Here is a 17915-nt window from a genome sequence, read left to right as displayed (position 1 = left end):
CATGTCGAGGGACCACGCGGCGGAGACGCGCGAGGCGAGGGAGCCGCTGTCCTGCTCGTCGGTGCTGGCGGGGGGCGGCACGCTGTACGCCGCTACGATGGGCAGCGGCATTTACCGCAAGCGCGAGGAGCACCGCTGGGAGCGGATCAGCACGCCGGAGATGGACGGATTGACGGTCAACCGGCTCGTCCTGGCGGGAGAGAGGCTGCATGCGTGCACGAGCCGGGGACTGTATATCTTTGATGGAGAAGAGTGGGAGACGGAGGAGCTGGAGCTGCCGGTATTCCAGTACCGCGCCGAGGGCGGATGCCTGTATGCGTGCACGACGCACGGCCTCTGGTGCTCGCATGGAGCGGACTGGGGCTCGGCGGCGTTCGCGGACCGCAAGGTGTACGACATCGTGAACGTGCCTCAGTACCTTATCCTCGGATGCGAGAAAGGGCTGGCGCTGTACGACCGCTTCAGCTCCGCCTGGATGGAGTTCGATCTCGGGGCGGGCGTGACGAGCGTGGCGGTATGCCACGGCCGGCTGATCGGCGTGAGCGAGCTCGGCGAGCTCGTCGTCGGCACGCCTCAGCATGGCTTTGAGCGCTACCGGTATCCGGGGCTGTTCCTGTTCTCGATCGCGGTCCGGGGCGGGCAGCCGCTGCTCTGCTCGGACCGCGGCCTTTACCGCGCGGCGTGGCTGGGAGGCCGGATCGCGCTCCGTCCGGTGGAGACGACGGGACCGGTGACGGACGTGGATGCGAGCGGGGAACGGCTGTATCTGGCGACTTTATATGAGGGCATCCGTCAGCTCGACGGCATGCTGCCGGGCTGATCGCCCGAGCGAAAGGGAGGAGCGGGGAGATGGAGAAGATCATCCTGGTCTGCTGCAGCATGACCGGCAATACGGAGGAGATGGCCGACGCGATCGCCGCCGGCGCCCGCGAGGCGGGCGCGCAGCTGACCGTGCGGGATATTCTGGACGCGGAGGCGGCGGAGCTGGAGCAGTACGACGGCATATTCATCGGAGCTTACACCTGGGGCGAGGGCGATCTGCCCGACGAGAGCCTCGATCTGTACGAAGGGCTCGACGCGGTGGACTTGGCCGGCAAGACGGCGATGGCGTTCGGCTCGGGCGATACGTCGTACGACATCTACTGCGGGGCCGTCGACCAGTTCGAGGCCAAGCTGGCCGAACGCGGAGCGGCGATTTTCGCGCCCGGCTTCAAGGTCGAGTTCAACCCGTCCGACGAGGAAAAGGAGCAGCTGCGCGAGCTCGGCCGCCGCATGGCCGAGCTGACGGTCGAGGCGCTGTGACGGTTCGACCCGCCCCCTGGGCGTAACATTCAAAGCAGGCCGGATGAGCGACAGGCGCTCCATCCGGCCTGCTTTTGCTTGCGGCGAGACGGGCGACGCCCTGCGCGCGATAAAATCGTGCAGCCGGCCGGCGGGCGAGCAGACGCCCTGCGCGCGAAAAACCGGGCGTGCTGCACGGACAGCCTGCTGGGACTTTCCAGAGCTTTTTTGACGAAATGTGAAAAAGAGCGTTCTCCTATTCTCTCGGAGCGGCTATAATCAAGCAGTGCGTCTTTGGGCCGCCCTGCGGAGGGTCCGGGCGCAGAGCACTGGGGCAAGCCGCGCCAGCAAGCGAAGCGAGGCCGACTAGCCGCGCCAGTCAGGCCAGCCAGGCCAGCCAGGCCAGCCGCGCCAGCAAGCAAAGCCTGCCCTGCAGGCCAGGCCAGCCCGGCATGCCCAGATCAGGCCGGCAAGTCCCGGCAAGCCGAGAACGGCTGCCGGCAAGCATTCAAGGGGGAAGCAGCTACGATGAGTCATGCGCCATATATCGCCGTCGAGGGGCCGATCGGGGCCGGCAAGACGACGCTCGCCACGATGCTGGCCGAAGCGTGGGGATACCCGCTGGTCAAGGAGATCGTCGAGGAGAATCCTTTTCTGGACAAATTTTATCAGGACATGGACGACTGGAGCTTCCAGCTGGAGATGTTCTTCCTGTGCAACCGCTACAAGCAGCTCGAGGACGCCGTCATCCCGAGGCTGGCCGCGGGCCAGGCGATCGTCTCGGACTACCATATCTACAAGAACCTGATCTTCAGCGAGCGCACGCTGAAGGGCGTGAAGCGCGACAAGTACCGCCACATCTACCATGTGCTCACCGACGACCTGCCCAAGCCGAACGTCATCGTCTACATCCGCGCCAGCCTGGACGTGCTGCTGGAGCGCATCGCCAAGCGCGGCCGGCCGTTCGAGGACGAGATGTCCACGGCCTACCTGCAGCAGCTGATCGAGGACTACGATACGGCGATGAGCCAGCTGGCCGAGCGCGAGCCGGATACGATCATCCTGCCGATCGACGGCGACTCCGTCGACTTCGTAGCCGACCGCGGCGAGTTCGACAAGATCGTCGCGCGCGTAAAGGAGTGCATCCGATGAGCGCCAACCCCTACGGCATCCCGCAAAACGCCGTCATCACCGTCGCGGGCACGGTCGGCGTCGGCAAGTCGACGCTGACCGCGGCGCTCGCGCAGCGGCTCGGCTTCCGCACGTCGCTGGAGAAGGTCGATTTCAACCCCTATCTGGAGAAGTTCTACCACGACTTCGAGCGCTGGAGCTTCCACCTGCAGATCTACTTCCTCGCCGAGCGCTTCAAGGAGCAGAAGAAGATGTTCGAGCTCGGCGGCGGCTTCGTGCAGGATCGCTCGATCTACGAGGACACGGGCATCTTCGCCAAAATGCACGCCGATCAGGGCACGATGTCCCCGGTCGACTACGAGACGTACACGAGCCTGTACGAGGCGATGGTCATGACGCCGTACTTCCCGCATCCGGATGTCCTGCTCTATATCGAGGGCAGCCTGCCGTCGATCCTCGCCCGCATCGCTGAGCGCGGCCGGGAGATGGAGATCCAGACGGACGTCTCCTACTGGGAGCACATGCACGAACGCTATGCCAAATGGATCGACGGCTTCAGCGCCTGCCCGGTGCTGCGCCTGAACATCGACGAGTACGACGTCAACGATCCGGCCTCGACCGCCGACATCCTGACGCGCATCGGCCGCGTCATCGGCGGCTGAGCGCAGCCCCTCATTCGAAAAAGGACCTCGATCGTCGCCAGCACGGCGCGATTCGAGGTCCTTTTCATCGCTTGAAACAGGTCAGTCCCGCTCCTGCGCCGCTTCCTTGCCGGAGCGGCGCTCCTGCTTGCGGCGCTGCTTGTTCCGGGCGGGCGGCAGGCTCTTGCGCGCCGCGGCCTGCTCCTTGCGGGCGACGCGCGCCAGCTCGCGGCCCGTCTTGAGGTAGTTCTCGTAGCGCCCGGCGTCCAGCTCTCCGCTGGCGAGGGCGCTTTTGATCGCGCAGCCCTGCTCGCGCTTGCCGTGCGTGCAGTCGCCGTAGCGGCACTGCGAGGCGAGCTCCTCGATGTCGGCAAAGGCGCCGGCATGCGCGGACGAGGAGCCGCCCTCGTCCCATAGCTGCAGCTCTCGCATGCCCGGCGTGTCCATGAGCAGCGCGCCGCCCGGCAGGCGGAACAGCTCGCGATGCGTCGTCGTATGGCGGCCGCGGTCGTCGCCTCCGCGCACGCCCTGCACGCGCTGCGAGGCTTCGCCCGCCAGCTCGTTCAGCAGCGTCGACTTGCCGACGCCGGACGAGCCGGCGACCGCGATCGTGCGGCCCGGCTGCAAATAAGGCTGCAGCTGCTCGAGCCCTAGGCCGAGCTGCGCGCTGACGGCATGCACGGCGACGCCGGGAGCGGCTCCTTCGACCTCGCGCACGAGCGCTTCGGGATCGTCGGCCAGGTCGGCCTTTGTCAGCAGCACGACCGGCGTCGCTCCGCTCTCCCACGCCGCCACCAGGTAGCGCTCGATGCGCCGCAGGTTGAAGTCGTGGTTGAGCGCCATCGTCAGGAACAGGACGTCGATGTTGGCGGCGACGACCTGGCCCTCCTGGACCTGGCCGGCCTCTTTGCGGATGAGGGCCGAGCGGCGCTCCAGCAGCGCGTGGATGCTGGCGCGGGAGCTGTCGCCGGGCTTCGGTACGGAGGCGAGCACCCAGTCGCCCACGGCCGGGTAGGCGGTGCGGGACGCCGCGCCATGCGCGTAGCGTCCGGTCACTTCGGCGAGATGCTCGCCGTCCGCTGCCGCGAGCCGGTACAGATGGGAGAACTGCGCGACGATGCGCGCAGGCTCCAGGCCGGCCGTGGACAAGCCGCCGGCTTGCAGCCGGCCGGCGGCCGTCGCGAGCGGCTCGGACCAGGCTTCGTTCCAGCCGAGCGCATGCAGCGCTTCTTCGTCGAGGGCAGCGAGGCTAGGAGCGGACCCGATATCGTCCGGTCCGTTCGGTTCTTGAGGGACGCTGTTTTTATCGGTGTGGAATGGGTTCAAGGGAATCTCTCCTTTTTTTGTAGGGGGAATGAAAAAAAGCCCGCAGCGGCTGGAAGGCCGGGTCTGCGGACCGATTGAGGGAGGCGACGGAGCGGGCGAGCGGCGCCGCCTGCCCGCGAAGCTGCGGACGGGGGGCGCGGCTGCCCGGCCGAAGGCCAAGCAAAAAGCCGCAGGAGACAGCGGTCTCCTGCGGCTTAGGCATGGGCATGGCGTCAGGCAGGCAGCCTCGTCCCGGATGGGACGGCAGGCGGCCTGGCCCGCGTCATGCGGCAAGCTCCGTAGAGACCGGCATAGGGACAATCGACGACAGGCTCATTGCGATAGTAGTCACCATAGAACATCGGCCTCCTTGACTAAGATAGGTCCAGTATAGCTTCCGGCGGGCCGGCGGAGCAAGGTAGAGAACGGGTATAGCGGATTGCGGTCCCGACCGTGGAAGAAGCCCACGCTGCTCGGAGCGAGGGCTTTTGTGCACATGCCGTTTTTGCCGTAAGGGAGAGCGATCTGCCAGCAGAGGCGCTTCCTAACGGCATTTTTGCCGTAAGGGAGAGCGATCCGCCAGCTGCGGCGCGTCCTAACGGCATTTTTGCCGTAAGGGAGAGCGATCCGCCAGCAGAGGCGCGTCCTAACGGCGTTAATCCGTGAAGACGGCTTCGAGCTGGGCGCTCATGCAGTCCCGAGCCTCGCCGGTGAAGCCCGGTTGCCGCGGTTCGCCTTGGTGCATGCGGGGAACCATGCGGGACGGCGACAGCGGCCGCCGCCTCAGTCCGCGCTGGGCGGCAGCCAGTCGATCCGCTCCACGGGCAGGCCGATCTCAGCGAGCAGGGCGGAGCTGACGTACAGGCGGTCGCCGAGCAGCTGGCTCGTTGCGCTGTCGGCGCGGACGGTGCCGGCCGGGCCGGTCAGCTCGAACCAATTCTCGCTGCCGCCCTTGCCGGGAACTCGGTGCGCCTCGACGTGGAGTCCGGCGGTCTCGATCAGCTCCCGTGCGGGCAGCAGCGTGCGGCCGCCGCGGATGAAGGCGAACGACAGGTCGACGCTGATGCCGGGAGCGATGAAGGCGCGGGCGACCGGCTCTACGTCCAGCGTCGTCGCGGTCACCGGCAGCTCCTGCGGCTGCAGGCCGGCCGGCGGAGGCTCCGCCGGCGGGGCCGGATTTTGATACGACGTCCCGGGCTGGATCGGCGAGCGAATCTCGCGCAGGTCCTTGTCCGAGGCGGGCCGCCGGGAGCCGTCCTTAAGGTCGAGCACGGAGCCGGGGCGGCCCGGCTCGTTGAGCAGGAGGAGCGCCCGGTTGCTCTTGGGATCGTAGGCTTGCAGGCAGGCGAATGCGACATGAGACGGATTGCCGGTGCGGGGATCGATGCGGAGCACCTCGATCCGCTTGCTGCGAGCATTGTAAGCCTCGCCGATCATGCCGCCGTCCGGCAGCGGAAAGAAGCCGGACGACCAGCCATAGTCGCCGATTTCCCGAACAAGGCCTTTCGGCGAACGGTAATAAAGCTTGTACGAGACGCTCGTGCTGATGCCGTCCTGGAGCTTCTTATAGGACTCGATGCGCAGCATAGTCATGCCCGTAGCGCCTTCGCTGAAGGAGGCGCTTACGCCGGCCCGGTCGCGTGCCGGATCGTAGCGGCCGACGAGCGGCGTCGTGCGATTGTACATGCCGGTCAAGGCGAGCCGAGGCTCTCCGGCCACGCCGTCCCAGTAGGAGACGACATCAGGCTCGAGCGCGTGCCAGGAGCCCTCGCGGTCCTGGTAGACCTGTCGGATCAAGGGGAGGTAGCGGCCGGTCTCGTAGGCGTAGGCGGTATAATAGGAGCGGCCGCTCGCTTCATCGGCGTAGGCGGGCGAGAACGACCAGTCGTAGCGTGCCGCCGCGTCGTCGCTGTAAACCGAGGCGGAGACGGTCGCGGACGGCTGCCGCTCCTGCGGCGCGGCTCCTGCGGCAAGCGCCTGTGACGGCAGCGCCGCCGTCAGCACGGCCAAGGCGCCGAGCGCGGGCAGGACGGCCAAGGCGCTGAGCGCAGGCAGCAGGCGGCGGATCGGTTTTTTCATCGGCAGGTCTCCTTCGTTGCAGAGGGATGCGAATCTGCTCCGTTGGACGCGAGAGCCGAAGGAAAAGTTGCATGAAATGGAAGATCCCGGTTGGCGACAGCGGCGGATCGGGCGGGCTACAATGAGCGTTCAACGACAAATGGCGGAGGGTGGATCAATGACGGTTCCGCCCGCAAGACGGTGAGCGGCCAGGAGTGGATCTGGATGAACGAGGACGGACGGAAATTCGAAAGAATGGAGAAGGGGCCGTCTCTCGGCCCCTAGGAAAGCTCTCGTTCCGCCAGCCGCGGATGAAGGTGAACGACAGCCGACGCCGATGCCGGGAGCGAAGACGGCGCGGGCGACAGGCTCTACGTTCAGCGTCGTCGCGGTCACCGGCAGCTCCTCAGGGCTCCTTTTCCCTCGAATGATGCGGCTGACAGCTTGGACGCGGGCCGGCAGAGTAAGGTTTCGGCGCCAAGACGGAATCTCCGATTTCTATATGAAAACGGCTGCGAATCAGCGGGTGACCAATCGATTGAAAACGCTTTATGATAGAGTGAGTCGTCCTTTGCCCCAGCGGGCAAGGGAGAATCCGGACTGGACGAAGGAGTGCCGAGCATGAGCGAGAACACGAATGCAACCGCTGCTGCAAGCGCGGAAGCTGAGGCCATTGTCGATTCAACCGCCACGACGAGCACGAACGCCGACGCGACGCGAGCGTTCGCTTTTTATAACCATGAGCTGCCGCTGCCGGAAAGGGTCGCGGACCTCGTCTCGCGGCTGACGCTGGAGGAGAAGATCGGGCAGATGCCGCAGTACCAGGAGGAGGTGCCGCGGCTCGGCCTCTCCAAGTACAAGCACGGCACCGAAGGCGCGCACGGCATCGCCTGGCTCGGCGAGGCGACGGTATTCCCGCAGCCGATCGGGCTGGCGTCCACCTGGGACGAGGAGCTGCTGCGGCAGGTCGGCGAGGCGATCGGCACCGAGGCGAGGGTGTTTTACCAGCGCGACCCGGAGCGCAACGGGCTGACGATCTGGGCGCCGACGGTCGACATGGAGCGCGACGCCCGCTGGGGCCGGACGGAGGAGGCTTACGGCGAGGACCCGCTGCTGGCGGGCAAGCTGACGGCGGCGCTCGCGCGCGGCATGCAGGGAGACGACCCGGCGTATTTGCGCGCGGTCGCGACGCTGAAGCATTTTTATGCCAACAACAACGAGCTGCATCGCGGCTTCGGCTCGGCCAGCATCGACGCCCGCAGCAAGCGCGAGTATTACCTCAAGGTGTTCGAGCTGGCGTTCAAGGAGGGCGGCGCGAAGTCGATGATGACCGCCTACAACAGCGTCAACGGCGTGCCGGCCAACCTGCTGGACGACATCGAGGCGATCGTGCGCGGCGAGTGGGGCATGGACGGCTTTGTCGTGAGCGATGCGGGCGACGTGCTCGGCACCGTGCATGAGCACAAGCATGTCGACTCGTACGCCGAGGCGGCCGCACTCTCGATCCGGGCGGGCATCGACAGCATCACCGACGACGCGGAGACGGTCAAGCGGGCGATCCGCGACGCTCTGGAGCAGGGCTTGCTGGAGGAGGCCGATCTCGACCGCGCTCTGTCGCGCACGTTCTCCGTGCGGATGCGTCTGGGCGAGTTCGACCCGCCGGGGCTGAATCCGTATGAAGGCGTGCCCGAGGAAAAGGTCGGATCGCCCGAGCATGCCGCCCTGTCGCGCCTGGCGGCGGAAAAGTCGGTCGTGCTGCTGCGCAACGAGCCTGCGGCAGCAGGAGCGGACGGCACGGCGGCTCCGCAGAGCGAAGCGGCGGCCGCCGGCAGCGAGGCCGCGACCCGAGGCCGCGGCGAATCTTCAGCTGCCAGCGAGGCGGCTCGGACCGTAATCGCTGGCGCCGCCGCCGGGGATGCCGCGCCGCTGCTGCCGCTCGCGCCGCAGGGGCGGATCGCCGTCATCGGGCCGCTGGCCGACGAGGCGTTCACGGACTGGTACAGCGGCACGCCGCCGTACCGGAGCACGCCGCTGGCCGGCATCCGGGAGCGGCTCGCCGACGCCGGCGAAGCCGTCTATGCGACGGGCGGCAGCAAGCTGCGTCTGCGCAGCGTGACGAGCGGCCGCTACGTCGGGAGCGGGCCGGTGTTGACGGCGGACGCGGCAGGGCCGGAGGAGGCCGAGATATTCGAGGCGACCGACTGGGGCTATGGCAATGTGACGCTGCGCGCCCAGTCGAGCGGCAAGCTCGTCACGGACGCCGAGGACGGGCTGACGGCAAGCGCGGACGAGGCGCGCGGCTGGTTCGTCAAGGAAGTGTTCCGTCTGGAAGACGCGCAGGCGGGCTTGGGTGACCAGGCGCAGGCGGCGGCTGATGGAGTCCGTGCAGGCGCGCAGCCAGCAGCGGGGGCCGGCTCGTCCGGGACGGCTGCGGGCAGCCGTTTTGGCAAGGAGGAAGAGCGCGGCGCGCGGACCGTCGAGCTGCGCACCTGGGACGGCACGCCGGTAGGCCTGCTGGCGGACGGGCGGCTCATGCCGGCGGAGCTTGCGCCGGAGGCGGCGGTCAACGCGGCCGACGCGGCCAATCCGGACGCCGCCGCCGAGGCGGAGCGCGCCGAGCGGCTGCGTCAGCGCCGCAAGCCGGCGCAGGCGGAACGGTTCCTCGTCGAGGTCGTCGAGGACGGGATCTCGGCGGCGGTGCGGCTGGCGGCATCGGCGGACGCGGCGGTCGTCGTCGTCGGCAACCAGCCTTTCATCAACGGCAAGGAGGATGCGGACCGCCCCGGCATCGCGCTCGCGGCCGCCCAGCAGGAGCTGATTCGCGCCGTTCTGCGCGCCAATCCGCGCACGGCCGTGCTGCTCGTGAGCAGCTATCCGTTCGCGCTCGAGGGCCTCGAGCGGGAAGCTCCTGCGATCTTGCAGCTATGCCATGCCTCGCAGGAGCTCGGCCGCGCGGCGGCCGGGGCGATCTTCGGCGATTACAGCCCGGCAGGACGGCTGCCGATGACATGGCCGGCGACGGAGCAGGGGATGCCGTCGATCATGGACTACGACATCATCCGCAGCGGCCGCACGTACCATTATGGAGACATTTCGGTGCTCTATCCGTTCGGCCACGGCTTGTCGTATGCGGCGTTCCGCTACGGGGAGCTGCGCGTGGACCGTGAGGCGCTGGAGGCGGGCGATGCGGCGACGGTGCGGCTGGAGGTCACGAATGAGAGCGGCCTGGAGGCCGACGAGGTCGTGCAGCTTTATGCCCGCATCGAAGGCTCGGCGTTTCAGCGGCCGAAGCGGCAGCTGGTCGGCTTCCGCCGGCTGCGGCTCGCGGCAGGGGAGACGGCGACGGCGGAGTTCCGCGTCGAGGCGTCGCAGCTGGCCGTCTGGGATCCGGCGGCAGACCGCTGGGCGTTCGAAAGCGGCGTCTGCCGTCTGCTCGCCGGCGCGAGCTCGGCGGACATCCGCGCCGAGGCGCAGCTGCGTCTGGACGGCGAGCCGCTGGCCGCCCGGCCGCTCGGCGATTGGACGGCAGCCTCGTCCTATGACGAGGCGCGCGGGCTCGCGATCGACGCCTGCCGGGACGGCGGCGACAGCGTGCGCCCGGCCGGAGCGGATGCGGCAGCTTTGACGGCAGCTTTTGCAGGCGGAGCGCCCGGCCAGGGCTGGGCGCGCTTCGGGCGCGGCTTGCTGCCGGCGGGCGCGGACCGCTTCGAGGCGCGCGTGTCGGGCGCTGGCAGCGGCAGCGTCGAGCTGCGCCTCGGCGGCCCGGACGGCGAGCTGCTCGCGCGCTGCGACGTGCCGCGCACCGGCGGTCCGCAGGCGTGGACGACCGTCGCCGCGCCGCTGGCGCTGCCGGCGTACTCTGCTGCCGCGGCCGGTCGAGATGGAGCGGACACTGTTTCCGTCGTGCTGCGCGGCGAGATCGGATTGGCGCGATTCCGCGTCGTGAAGTCGTAGACGATTGGAGCGGCCTCATTTCGGCATCAAGCCGAAATGAGGCCGCTTTCTTGCGAGCAAGAATTTCCTAGCCATCTATAGGACGGTGCTATCGGTCTGGTAGCCGAGACGCTGCCTTGGTCGCCGGGTCGTTACGAATAGACTCTCAAAAGCAAACCAGGACGTGCCGCGGCACGTCCTGGTTTGCTTTCAGCAAGCTGGAATGGTTGGCTTTGTTAAGCCGGGTCGCGCTTGATGCGGGCATCGAGCCAGAACGTGCCGAACGGCACGAACGACAGCAGCACGGCTCCGACGACGCGGCCAAGCTTCCAGCGGGCGGAGATCGTGGCCAGCAGCAGCGTGATCATATACAGCACGAACAGTCCGCCGTGGGCGGCGCCGACGATCGTGACGGGCAAGCCCCAGCCGCCCAAGTATTTGATCGGCATGGCGATGAACAGCAGGATCAGAAAAGACCAGCCTTCCAGCAGAGCGACGAACCGGAAGCGGCCGACAGCCGTTTTGAGCATGGGAACCTCCTCGGATGATGGAAACGATAAGAGCGCAGCAGACTGCGAGCCGCAGAGCGGATAAGCTCCCGCATGGCCGCTGTTGGATGCCCTTGTCCGTGTAACGGCTGAGGCAAGCTGCGGTTTCGCATTCTCGGCCGGAAGTTGTGACAACTCTGGGACAGTTGCGGCGGGATGGAGCGGAGGGCCGGAATGAAGTAGGATGGAAGGAAACAAGCGGAAGCGGAGGAAGCGTCATGCGCATCACGAGAGAAGGGCTGGAGCGCCGCCAGATCGCCGTCTACGCGGCGGCTTTGCTGGCCGGGGCGGCGATCGGCCTGACAGCGGGAGAAAAAGCGGAACCGCTCGGCGTCGTCGTCAGCCCGGCGCTCGCGCTGCTGCTGTACGGCATGTTCACGCAAATTCCGTTGCTGGAGCTGCGGCAAGGCCGGGCGCAGGGCCGCTTCGCCGCCGGGCTGCTGCTCGTCAACTTCGTCCTCGTGCCGCTTGCCGTCCTGGCGTTGGCCTGGCTGGTCCCGCTGGAGCCGGCCGTGCGCTTCGGGCTGTGCCTCGTGCTGCTCACGCCCTGCATCGATTATGTGGTCGTCTTCGCCCAGATGGGCCGTGGCGACGGCAAGCTGATGCTCGCCTCCACGCCGCTGCTGATGCTGGCGCAGCTGGTCGCGCTGCCGCTCTGGCTCTGGCTGATCCTCGGCCGCGAGGCCGCCGCTCTTGTCGAGGCCGGTCCGATCGTACAGGCCTTCCTGCTGCTTGTCGCCGCTCCGCTCGTACTGGCGGCGCTGACGCGGCTCGCCGCCCGCCGCAGCCGCGCCGGGGCAAAGGCGCTTGATGCGGCTGCCTGGCTGCCGGTGCCCGGCATGGCGGCGGCGCTGCTGCTCATCGTCGCCTCGCAGGCAGGCACGGCTGTCCGCCATCTGGACGCGATCGGTCCGGCGATCCCGGCCTATGCCGCTTTCCTGCTCATCGGCCCGGCTCTAGCCTGGCCGACCGCGCGCCTGCTTCGGCTCGGCGCCGAGGCTTCGCGGACGCTTGCGTTCAGCGCAGGCACGCGCAACTCGCTCGTCGTGCTGCCGCTTGCGCTTGCGCTGCCCGGCGAGGCGGGGCGGCTGGCCGCGGCCGCAGTCGTCGCTCAGACGATGGTGGAGCTGATCGGCGAGCTGGTTTACATCCGCGTCATGCCTCGGCTTTTTCGCGGGGGGCGAAGAGCATGAAGACCGCCGTTCGGATCGATGCACGAAGGCAAATGACTCGATCCGACGAATCGGCCTTGGGTTAGCAATTCAGGGCACATTTGTGCCTTGAATCCGGCGAATCGGCCTTGGGAAGAGCAATCCAAGGCACATTTGTGCCTTGGATCCGGCAAATCGGCCTTGGGAACAGCAATCCAGGGCACATTTGTGCCTTGGATCCGGCAAATCGGCCTTGGGAAGAGCAATCCAAGGCACATTTGTGCCTTGGATCCGGCAAATCGGCCTTGGGAAGAGCAATCCAGGGCACATTTGTGCCTTGGATCCGACGAATCGGCCTGGTAACAGCCATCCAGGGCACATTTGTGCCTTGGATCCATAGATTTGGCGGGAGAATGAAAGGAGCAAGTCTAAAGTCATAAAAACCTGCTTCGGCAATAGAGCTCCTCCGCTGGCGTTCCGCCGAACCATGGCCCTAAACAGGCCCCGTTTCGTAGAGCGAGCGGGGGCGATTAGCTCGGTGCCGCGCGCTCGGGAGGTTAGCTTCTTCGGAGGGGCGGGCGAGCTGAAATCGGCCTAGATAGCGGCCTTGATGGTATAAAAAGGGTGTGGTATGCTTAAAAATAGATAGAGGCCCCGGTGTTGACGCACCGGGACCTCCGGGAAATGGCTTCCGCATTAAGAGCGGCGGCTTGCCCCCGTAAGTGTCAGCAGCAGCAAAATAGACCGCCGACCTTATGAGGGGTGTGGGCGGTCTACTTCTTTTTCAGGTACGTGAGCAGCGCCAGCAGGAACATCCCGAACATGAACATGAGGGATAAAGCCTGAAACACTTCCACGGGCAACACCTCCCTTCAACGGGGAGAGCCGCCGACCGCCCTTAAAGCCTATGCGCATTTCTTGAATCGATTATACCAAGATTTTCTAGATTGAGAAGGCGAACATAGGAAAAGAATGGCACGGTCATCTACTTCTGCCCGTTACGCCGTCGGAATGCCGACGGCGTTTCTTTGAGCTGCCGCTGGAATTGGCGCACGAAGTAGCTGATGTTGTCAAAGCCGCATTCCAGCGCGATGTCGGCGATGCGCAGCTCGGTCCGTCGGAGCCGCTCGGCCGCGCGGCGAATGCGCAGCGCGTTGAGGTAGGCGATCGGCGTCTGGCCGGTCATCTCGCGGAAGAAGCGGCTGAAATGCCCTTCGCTCATCGCGGCCAGGCCGGCCAGCTCGGCGATGCGGATCGGGCGTCCGTAATGCTCCTGGAGATGAGAGATGACCCGCTTCAGCCGCTCGACCTTGGCCGCGTCCGCCGCCACCCCGCTCGACGGGCCGCCGTCCGCGCCCGCCCGTCGATCCTCGGCCGCGCCGAGCGCATGCGTGCCGGCGAGCATGAGCAGCAGCCGGCCTTTCACCGCCGCCTCCCAGCCCGGCGGACGCTGGCGGCAGGCTTGCCGGATGTGCGCCAGCTCGCCGAGCAGCAGCGCGCCGGCCGGCTCCTGCGGCCGCGCCTGCCGCGGGAACATCGCGCGCCGCTCCAGCAGCGGCAGCACGACGCGTTCCTCCACCGCGTCGAAGGCCGCGCCCGACAGCAGCGCTCCGTGGAACACGAGCGCGAAGAAGCGGCAGCCTGCGCTTCCGCTCGCATGCGCCGCATGCAGCTCGCCGCTCGGCACGAACGCCGCTTCGCCCGCGCGCAGCAGCAGGCTTTCCGTGCCGATCTGCAGCAGCGTCTCCCCCTCGGCGACGTACAGCCACTCCATCTCCTCATGCCAATGCGCCTCGATGACATGCTCGCCGGGACCATACCGGTACTCGTAGCTGCCGAACAGCCGGCGCGCCTCGTTGTGGCCGCGGGCTTCCCGCAGCCGCTCGAAGCGCTCCTTGCGCTCGGCTCTTCCTTGTGCAGAGCCGAACGGCCCGCCTTGGGCCAAGTCCGCGTTTCCCGCCCAGTCCGCGTTTCCCGCCCAGTCCGCGTTTCCTGCCAAGTTCGCGTTTCCCGCCCAGTCTGCGTTTCCCACCAAGCCCGCGTCTCTCGCCGAATCAACGTCTCTCACCGAGGCCCCTTCTCTCGCCCAGTCCGTATCTCCCGCCCAGTCCGCGTTTCCCGCCAAGCCCGCGTCTCTCGCCGCATCCGCGTCTCTCACCGAGGCTCCATCTCCCGCCCAGCCCGCATCTCCCGTCCAATCCGCCTCTTCTGCTCCGGCCGGATCGCCTGTCGGCCGTTCGCCGCCTTGCCGCGGCGCCATCTCGCTGCCCATGCTCGTGCCTCCCCCTGCGCGACGATCAGAATCGTGTCAGAAACATCACGGGATTCTGCAAGATTAACGATCCGTCCATCGGTATACTGTCAGTATAACGCTTACACTCCCGATACGGAAGGATGGTTCCTCCCATGAAATTCACCGATGGAAACTGGCTCGTCCGCGAAGGCTTCGCCATCGACGGCGCCGTGCAGGCGCATGAAATCGTCGCCGAGGACGGCGGCCTGACCGCCTACATCTCCACGACGCCGCTCCCCGGCCGCGGCGCGATGATCAACACGCAGCTGCTGACCGTGCGCGCCCATGCGCCGCGCGAGGGCATCATCGGCGTGAGCATCACCCATTTCGAGGGCGAGCGGGAGCGCGGCCCGCGCTTCGAGCTCAGCCGGTCGGCTAGTCCGGCCGGCTTCACCGCGATCCGCCACACGGACGAGTACGCCGAGCTGACGAGCGGCGGCCTGACCTTGCGCATGAGCAAGGGAGAGCAGTGGTCGATGGCCTTTTACCGGGGAGAGGAGAGGCTGACGGGCAGCGCGTTCAAGTCGATCGCCCATGTGACGGGGCCGCACGGCGAGCCGTACACCCGCGAGGAGCTGGACCTGACGGTCGGGGAGAACGTCTACGGCCTCGGCGAGCGCTTCACCTCGTTCGTGAAGAACGGCCAGATCGTCGACATCTGGAACAAGGACGGCGGCACGAGCTCCGAGCAGGCGTACAAGAACATCCCGTTCTACCTGACGAGCCGCGGCTACGGCGTGTTCGTCGACGAGCCCGGCGCGGTGTCGCTGGAGGTCGCCTCGGAAAAGGTCAAGAAAGTGCAGTTCAGCCTCCCCGGCGAGACGCTGAGCTATTATGTCATCGACGGCCCGACGCCCAAGGAGGTGCTCGGCCGCTACACCGATCTGACCGGCAAGCCGGCGCTGCCGCCGGCATGGTCGTTCGGCCTGTGGCTGTCGACTTCGTTCACGACGGAGTACGACGAGGCGACGGTGAATTCGTTCGTGGACGGCATGGCGGAGCGCGACCTGCCGCTGTCAGTGTTCCATTTCGACTGCTTCTGGATGAAGGAGTTCCACTGGACGGACTTCAAGTGGGACGAGCGCGTCTTCCCCGATCCGGCGGGCATGCTGCAGCGGCTCAAGGACAAGGGCCTGCGCGTCTGCGTCTGGATCAACCCGTACATCGGGCAGCGCTCGCGGCTGTTCCGCGAGGGCCGGGAGCGCGGCTACCTGCTGCGCAAGCCGAACGGAGACCTGTGGCAGACGAACCTGTGGCAGCCGGGCATGGCGCTCGTCGACTTCACCAATCCGGACGCTTGCGCGTGGTACGCGGGCTATCTGGACGAGCTGATGGACATGGGCGTCGACAGCTTCAAGACGGACTTCGGCGAGCGCATCCCGACGGATGTCGCCTACCACGACGGCTCGGACCCGCAGGGCATGCACAACTACTACACGTTCCTGTACAACAAGGTCGTGTTCGAGGCGATCGAGCGCAAGCTCGGCCAGGGCGAGGCGGCGGTGTTCGCGCGCTCGGCGACGGCCGGCGGCCAGCAGTTCCCGGTCCACTGGGGCGGCGACTGCTACGCCGACTACGAGTCGATGGCCGAAAGCCTGCGCGGCGGCCTGTCGCTCGGCTTGAGCGGCTTCGGCTTCTGGAGCCACGACATCGGCGGCTTCGAGAACACGGCGCCGGCGCATGTGTTCAAGCGCTGGCTGCAGTTCGGCCTGCTGTCCACGCACAGCCGCCTGCACGGCAGCACGTCGTACCGGGTGCCGTGGGCGTACGACGAGGAGTCGGTGGAGGTGACGCGGACGTTCACCCGGCTGAAAATGAAGCTCATGCCGTATCTGTACGATACGGCGGTCCAGGCGCAGGAGCAGGGCGTGCCGGGCATGCGCGCCATGCTGCTGGAGTTCCCGGACGATCCGGCCGCGGAGACGCTCGACCGCCAGTACATGCTCGGCCGCTCGCTGCTCGTCGCGCCGATCTTCAGCGAGAGCGGCGACGTCTCGTACTACGTGCCGGAGGGCGAGTGGACGTCGCTGCTGACGGGCGAGACGGTGCAGGGCGGGCGCTGGCGCAAGGAGCGCCACGGCTTCCTCAGCCTGCCGCTGCTCGTGCGGCCGAACACGCTGCTCGCGCTCGGCGCGGAGGACGGCCGCCCGGACTACGACCATGCGGACGGCGTGGAGCTGGCGCTGTACGCGCTGGCGGACGGAGCCTCGGCCGAGGCGGCCGTGCGCGACCTGAAGGGCGCGCCGCAGCTGGCGGCAAGCGTGTCGCGCTCCGGCGGCACGCTGACGCTGCGCGTGTCCGGCGCGGGCAAGCCGCTGCGCCTGACGCTGCACGGCGGCCTGCCGGCGGCGGCTGCCGTCAGCGGCGCGGGCGCGCGGCTCGAGGGCGGAGCCGTCTGGCTGAGCGGCTGGGGCGGCGAGGCGACGGTGACGATCGAGCTGCAGGCGTAGGCGTTGGAGTCGGGCGCGGCGCAGGCGCAGAATAAGAGCGTCTGCGCCGCGCCCGCGAGCTTTCCAGCCCGGCGGCCCAGCGGCCCCGCCGCGCAAGACGCAAACGAAAGGAAGCGGAGCCGCCAGGCCCCGCTTCCTTTCGTTTCCTTGCCGGCCTTGCTTAGCTGCCGAACAGCTTCTGCGCGTCGTCGAGCGCCATCTTGTGGCCGAGCGAGGAGTAGTCCAGCCATTTTTGGCCGTCGAGCACGTACACATGGCCGTTCTTCACCGCTTTGAGCCCGGCCCAGAGCGGGTTGCTTTCCAGCAGCTCGAAGTTTTTCTTCGCTTCGGAGCCTTTGCTGATGATGACCAGAATCGCATCGGCGTCGAAGTCGTCCAGCACTTCCTGGGAAATGACCTCGTACGCCTTGCCGATGTTCTCCACGCCGTCGGCCGGCTTGAGGGCCAGATCCTCGTACAGCAGCGGGCCTACCGGCCGCGCCATGCCCATGACGCGCAGCTCCTTGGCCGTCATGCGGATGGCCATCACCTTGGCGTCGGCGCCGAGCTTGCTTTTGATGAGCTCGGACGTCTCGGCGGCTTGCTTCTCGTAGTCGGCGATGAACGTCTCGGCTTGCGGCTCGCGTCCGGTCTCCTTGGCGACCAGGCGCAGATGGTCGCGCCAGGTGCCCTGGTCGAGATCGATCGCGACGACGGGAGCGATCGGCTCCAGGCGCGGCTGATCCGCCGCGGTCTGCTGCACGTCGATGAAGATGCGGTCCGGCTTGAGCGCAAGCACCGCTTCGAGATCGGGCTCGGCGGCGACGCCGAGCTTTTCGACGCCCTCGAGCCGGTCCTTCACATGCGGGAGGAAATCCTTCACGTCCCCGCCGATGGCGGAGCCGACCGGCTTCAGGCCGAGCGCGAGCAGATGGTTGGTGAGATGGATCGACAGCGAGGCGATGCGCTCCTCCGTCGGAGCGGGCGAGTCGGCCGGAGCGGAAGGAGAGGGAGCGGCGGAGCTGGCCGCCGAGGCTCCGTTCGCGGGATCGTTCGTGCCGGCGGAGCCTCCGCAAGCGGATAGAAGCAGGCAAGCGCTTAGCAGCAGCGCGGACAGGGAAAAGATGCGTTTCATGAGATGGTTC

General features: G+C 67.2%; 13 protein-coding genes. 7 read left to right on the top strand and 6 right to left on the bottom strand.

Annotated features, from left to right (window positions below):
• Position 1 precedes the first annotated feature (1 nt).
• The 4 genes from GE073_RS22170 to GE073_RS22155 all read left to right on the top strand — a co-directional run bounded on the left by GE073_RS22170 (position 2) and on the right by GE073_RS22155 (position 3074).
• Positions 2-820, top strand: a complete 819-nt coding sequence (locus GE073_RS22170; RefSeq protein ID WP_101807760.1) for a hypothetical protein — start codon at positions 2-4, stop codon at positions 818-820.
• Between the two features lie 29 nt (positions 821-849).
• Entirely contained in the window at positions 850-1302 is a 453-nt protein-coding gene (locus GE073_RS22165; RefSeq protein ID WP_153784394.1) for a flavodoxin, read from the top strand.
• Between the two features lie 507 nt (positions 1303-1809).
• A complete protein-coding gene (locus tag GE073_RS22160; RefSeq protein WP_028598563.1) occupies positions 1810-2433 on the top strand; it encodes a deoxynucleoside kinase in 624 nt (207 codons plus the stop codon).
• Positions 2430-3074, top strand: coding sequence for a deoxynucleoside kinase (locus tag GE073_RS22155; protein WP_153784393.1), 645 nt, complete (start codon positions 2430-2432; stop codon positions 3072-3074). The genes GE073_RS22160 and GE073_RS22155 overlap by 4 nt, the downstream gene beginning before the upstream one ends.
• Positions 3075-3155: 81 nt before the next feature.
• On the opposite strand, the gene rsgA is transcribed toward GE073_RS22155, so the two are convergent.
• A complete protein-coding gene (gene rsgA, locus GE073_RS22150) occupies positions 3156-4319 on the bottom strand; it encodes a ribosome small subunit-dependent GTPase A (protein ID WP_416362109.1) in 1164 nt (387 codons plus the stop codon).
• Between the two features lie 822 nt (positions 4320-5141).
• Positions 5142-6437 (bottom strand): hypothetical protein, encoded by a 1296-nt coding sequence (locus tag GE073_RS22145; protein WP_101807757.1) that lies wholly within the window; start codon positions 6435-6437, stop codon positions 5142-5144.
• A gap of 600 nt (positions 6438-7037) precedes the next feature.
• Between GE073_RS22145 and GE073_RS22140 the strand changes: the two genes are divergently transcribed.
• Positions 7038-10370, top strand: a complete 3333-nt coding sequence (locus GE073_RS22140; RefSeq protein WP_101807756.1) for a glycoside hydrolase family 3 C-terminal domain-containing protein — start codon at positions 7038-7040, stop codon at positions 10368-10370.
• A 215-nt stretch (positions 10371-10585) separates the two neighbouring features.
• Here GE073_RS22140 and GE073_RS22135 read toward each other — a convergent pair whose 3' ends face one another.
• Entirely contained in the window at positions 10586-10879 is a 294-nt protein-coding gene (locus GE073_RS22135; protein WP_101807755.1) for a DUF3817 domain-containing protein, read from the bottom strand.
• A 236-nt stretch (positions 10880-11115) separates the two neighbouring features.
• On the opposite strand from GE073_RS22135, the gene GE073_RS22130 reads away from it, so the two are divergent.
• Positions 11116-12090: an arsenic resistance protein gene (locus tag GE073_RS22130; protein ID WP_228551709.1), complete on the top strand. Its 975-nt coding sequence runs from the start codon at positions 11116-11118 to the stop codon at positions 12088-12090.
• Between the two features lie 731 nt (positions 12091-12821).
• On the opposite strand, the gene GE073_RS25650 is transcribed toward GE073_RS22130, so the two are convergent.
• Together GE073_RS25650 and GE073_RS22125 are read right to left on the bottom strand one after the other, a co-directional pair.
• The gene (locus GE073_RS25650; protein ID WP_228551919.1) at positions 12822-12899 is read right to left on the bottom strand and encodes a putative holin-like toxin; all 78 of its coding nucleotides are present in this window, start codon (positions 12897-12899) and stop codon (positions 12822-12824) included.
• Between the two features lie 134 nt (positions 12900-13033).
• Positions 13034-14320, bottom strand: a complete 1287-nt coding sequence (locus tag GE073_RS22125; protein ID WP_228551708.1) for an AraC family transcriptional regulator — start codon at positions 14318-14320, stop codon at positions 13034-13036.
• A gap of 134 nt (positions 14321-14454) precedes the next feature.
• Between GE073_RS22125 and yicI the strand changes: the two genes are divergently transcribed.
• A complete protein-coding gene (yicI, locus tag GE073_RS22120; RefSeq protein ID WP_153784392.1) occupies positions 14455-16791 on the top strand; it encodes an alpha-xylosidase in 2337 nt (778 codons plus the stop codon).
• Positions 16792-16951: 160 nt separating this feature from the next.
• On the opposite strand, the gene GE073_RS22115 is transcribed toward yicI, so the two are convergent.
• Positions 16952-17905 carry an ABC transporter substrate-binding protein gene (locus GE073_RS22115; protein ID WP_028598570.1) on the bottom strand — a complete coding sequence of 318 codons (954 nt, stop codon included), beginning with the start codon at positions 17903-17905 and terminating at the stop codon, positions 16952-16954.
• Positions 17906-17915: the final 10 nt, after the last annotated feature.

It is taken from the genome of Paenibacillus sp. B01 (assembly GCF_009649995.1).
GTDB classification, from domain to species: domain Bacteria; phylum Bacillota; class Bacilli; order Paenibacillales; family Paenibacillaceae; genus Paenibacillus_O; species Paenibacillus_O pasadenensis.
This window is presented reverse-complemented; position numbering and strand designations above follow the sequence as displayed.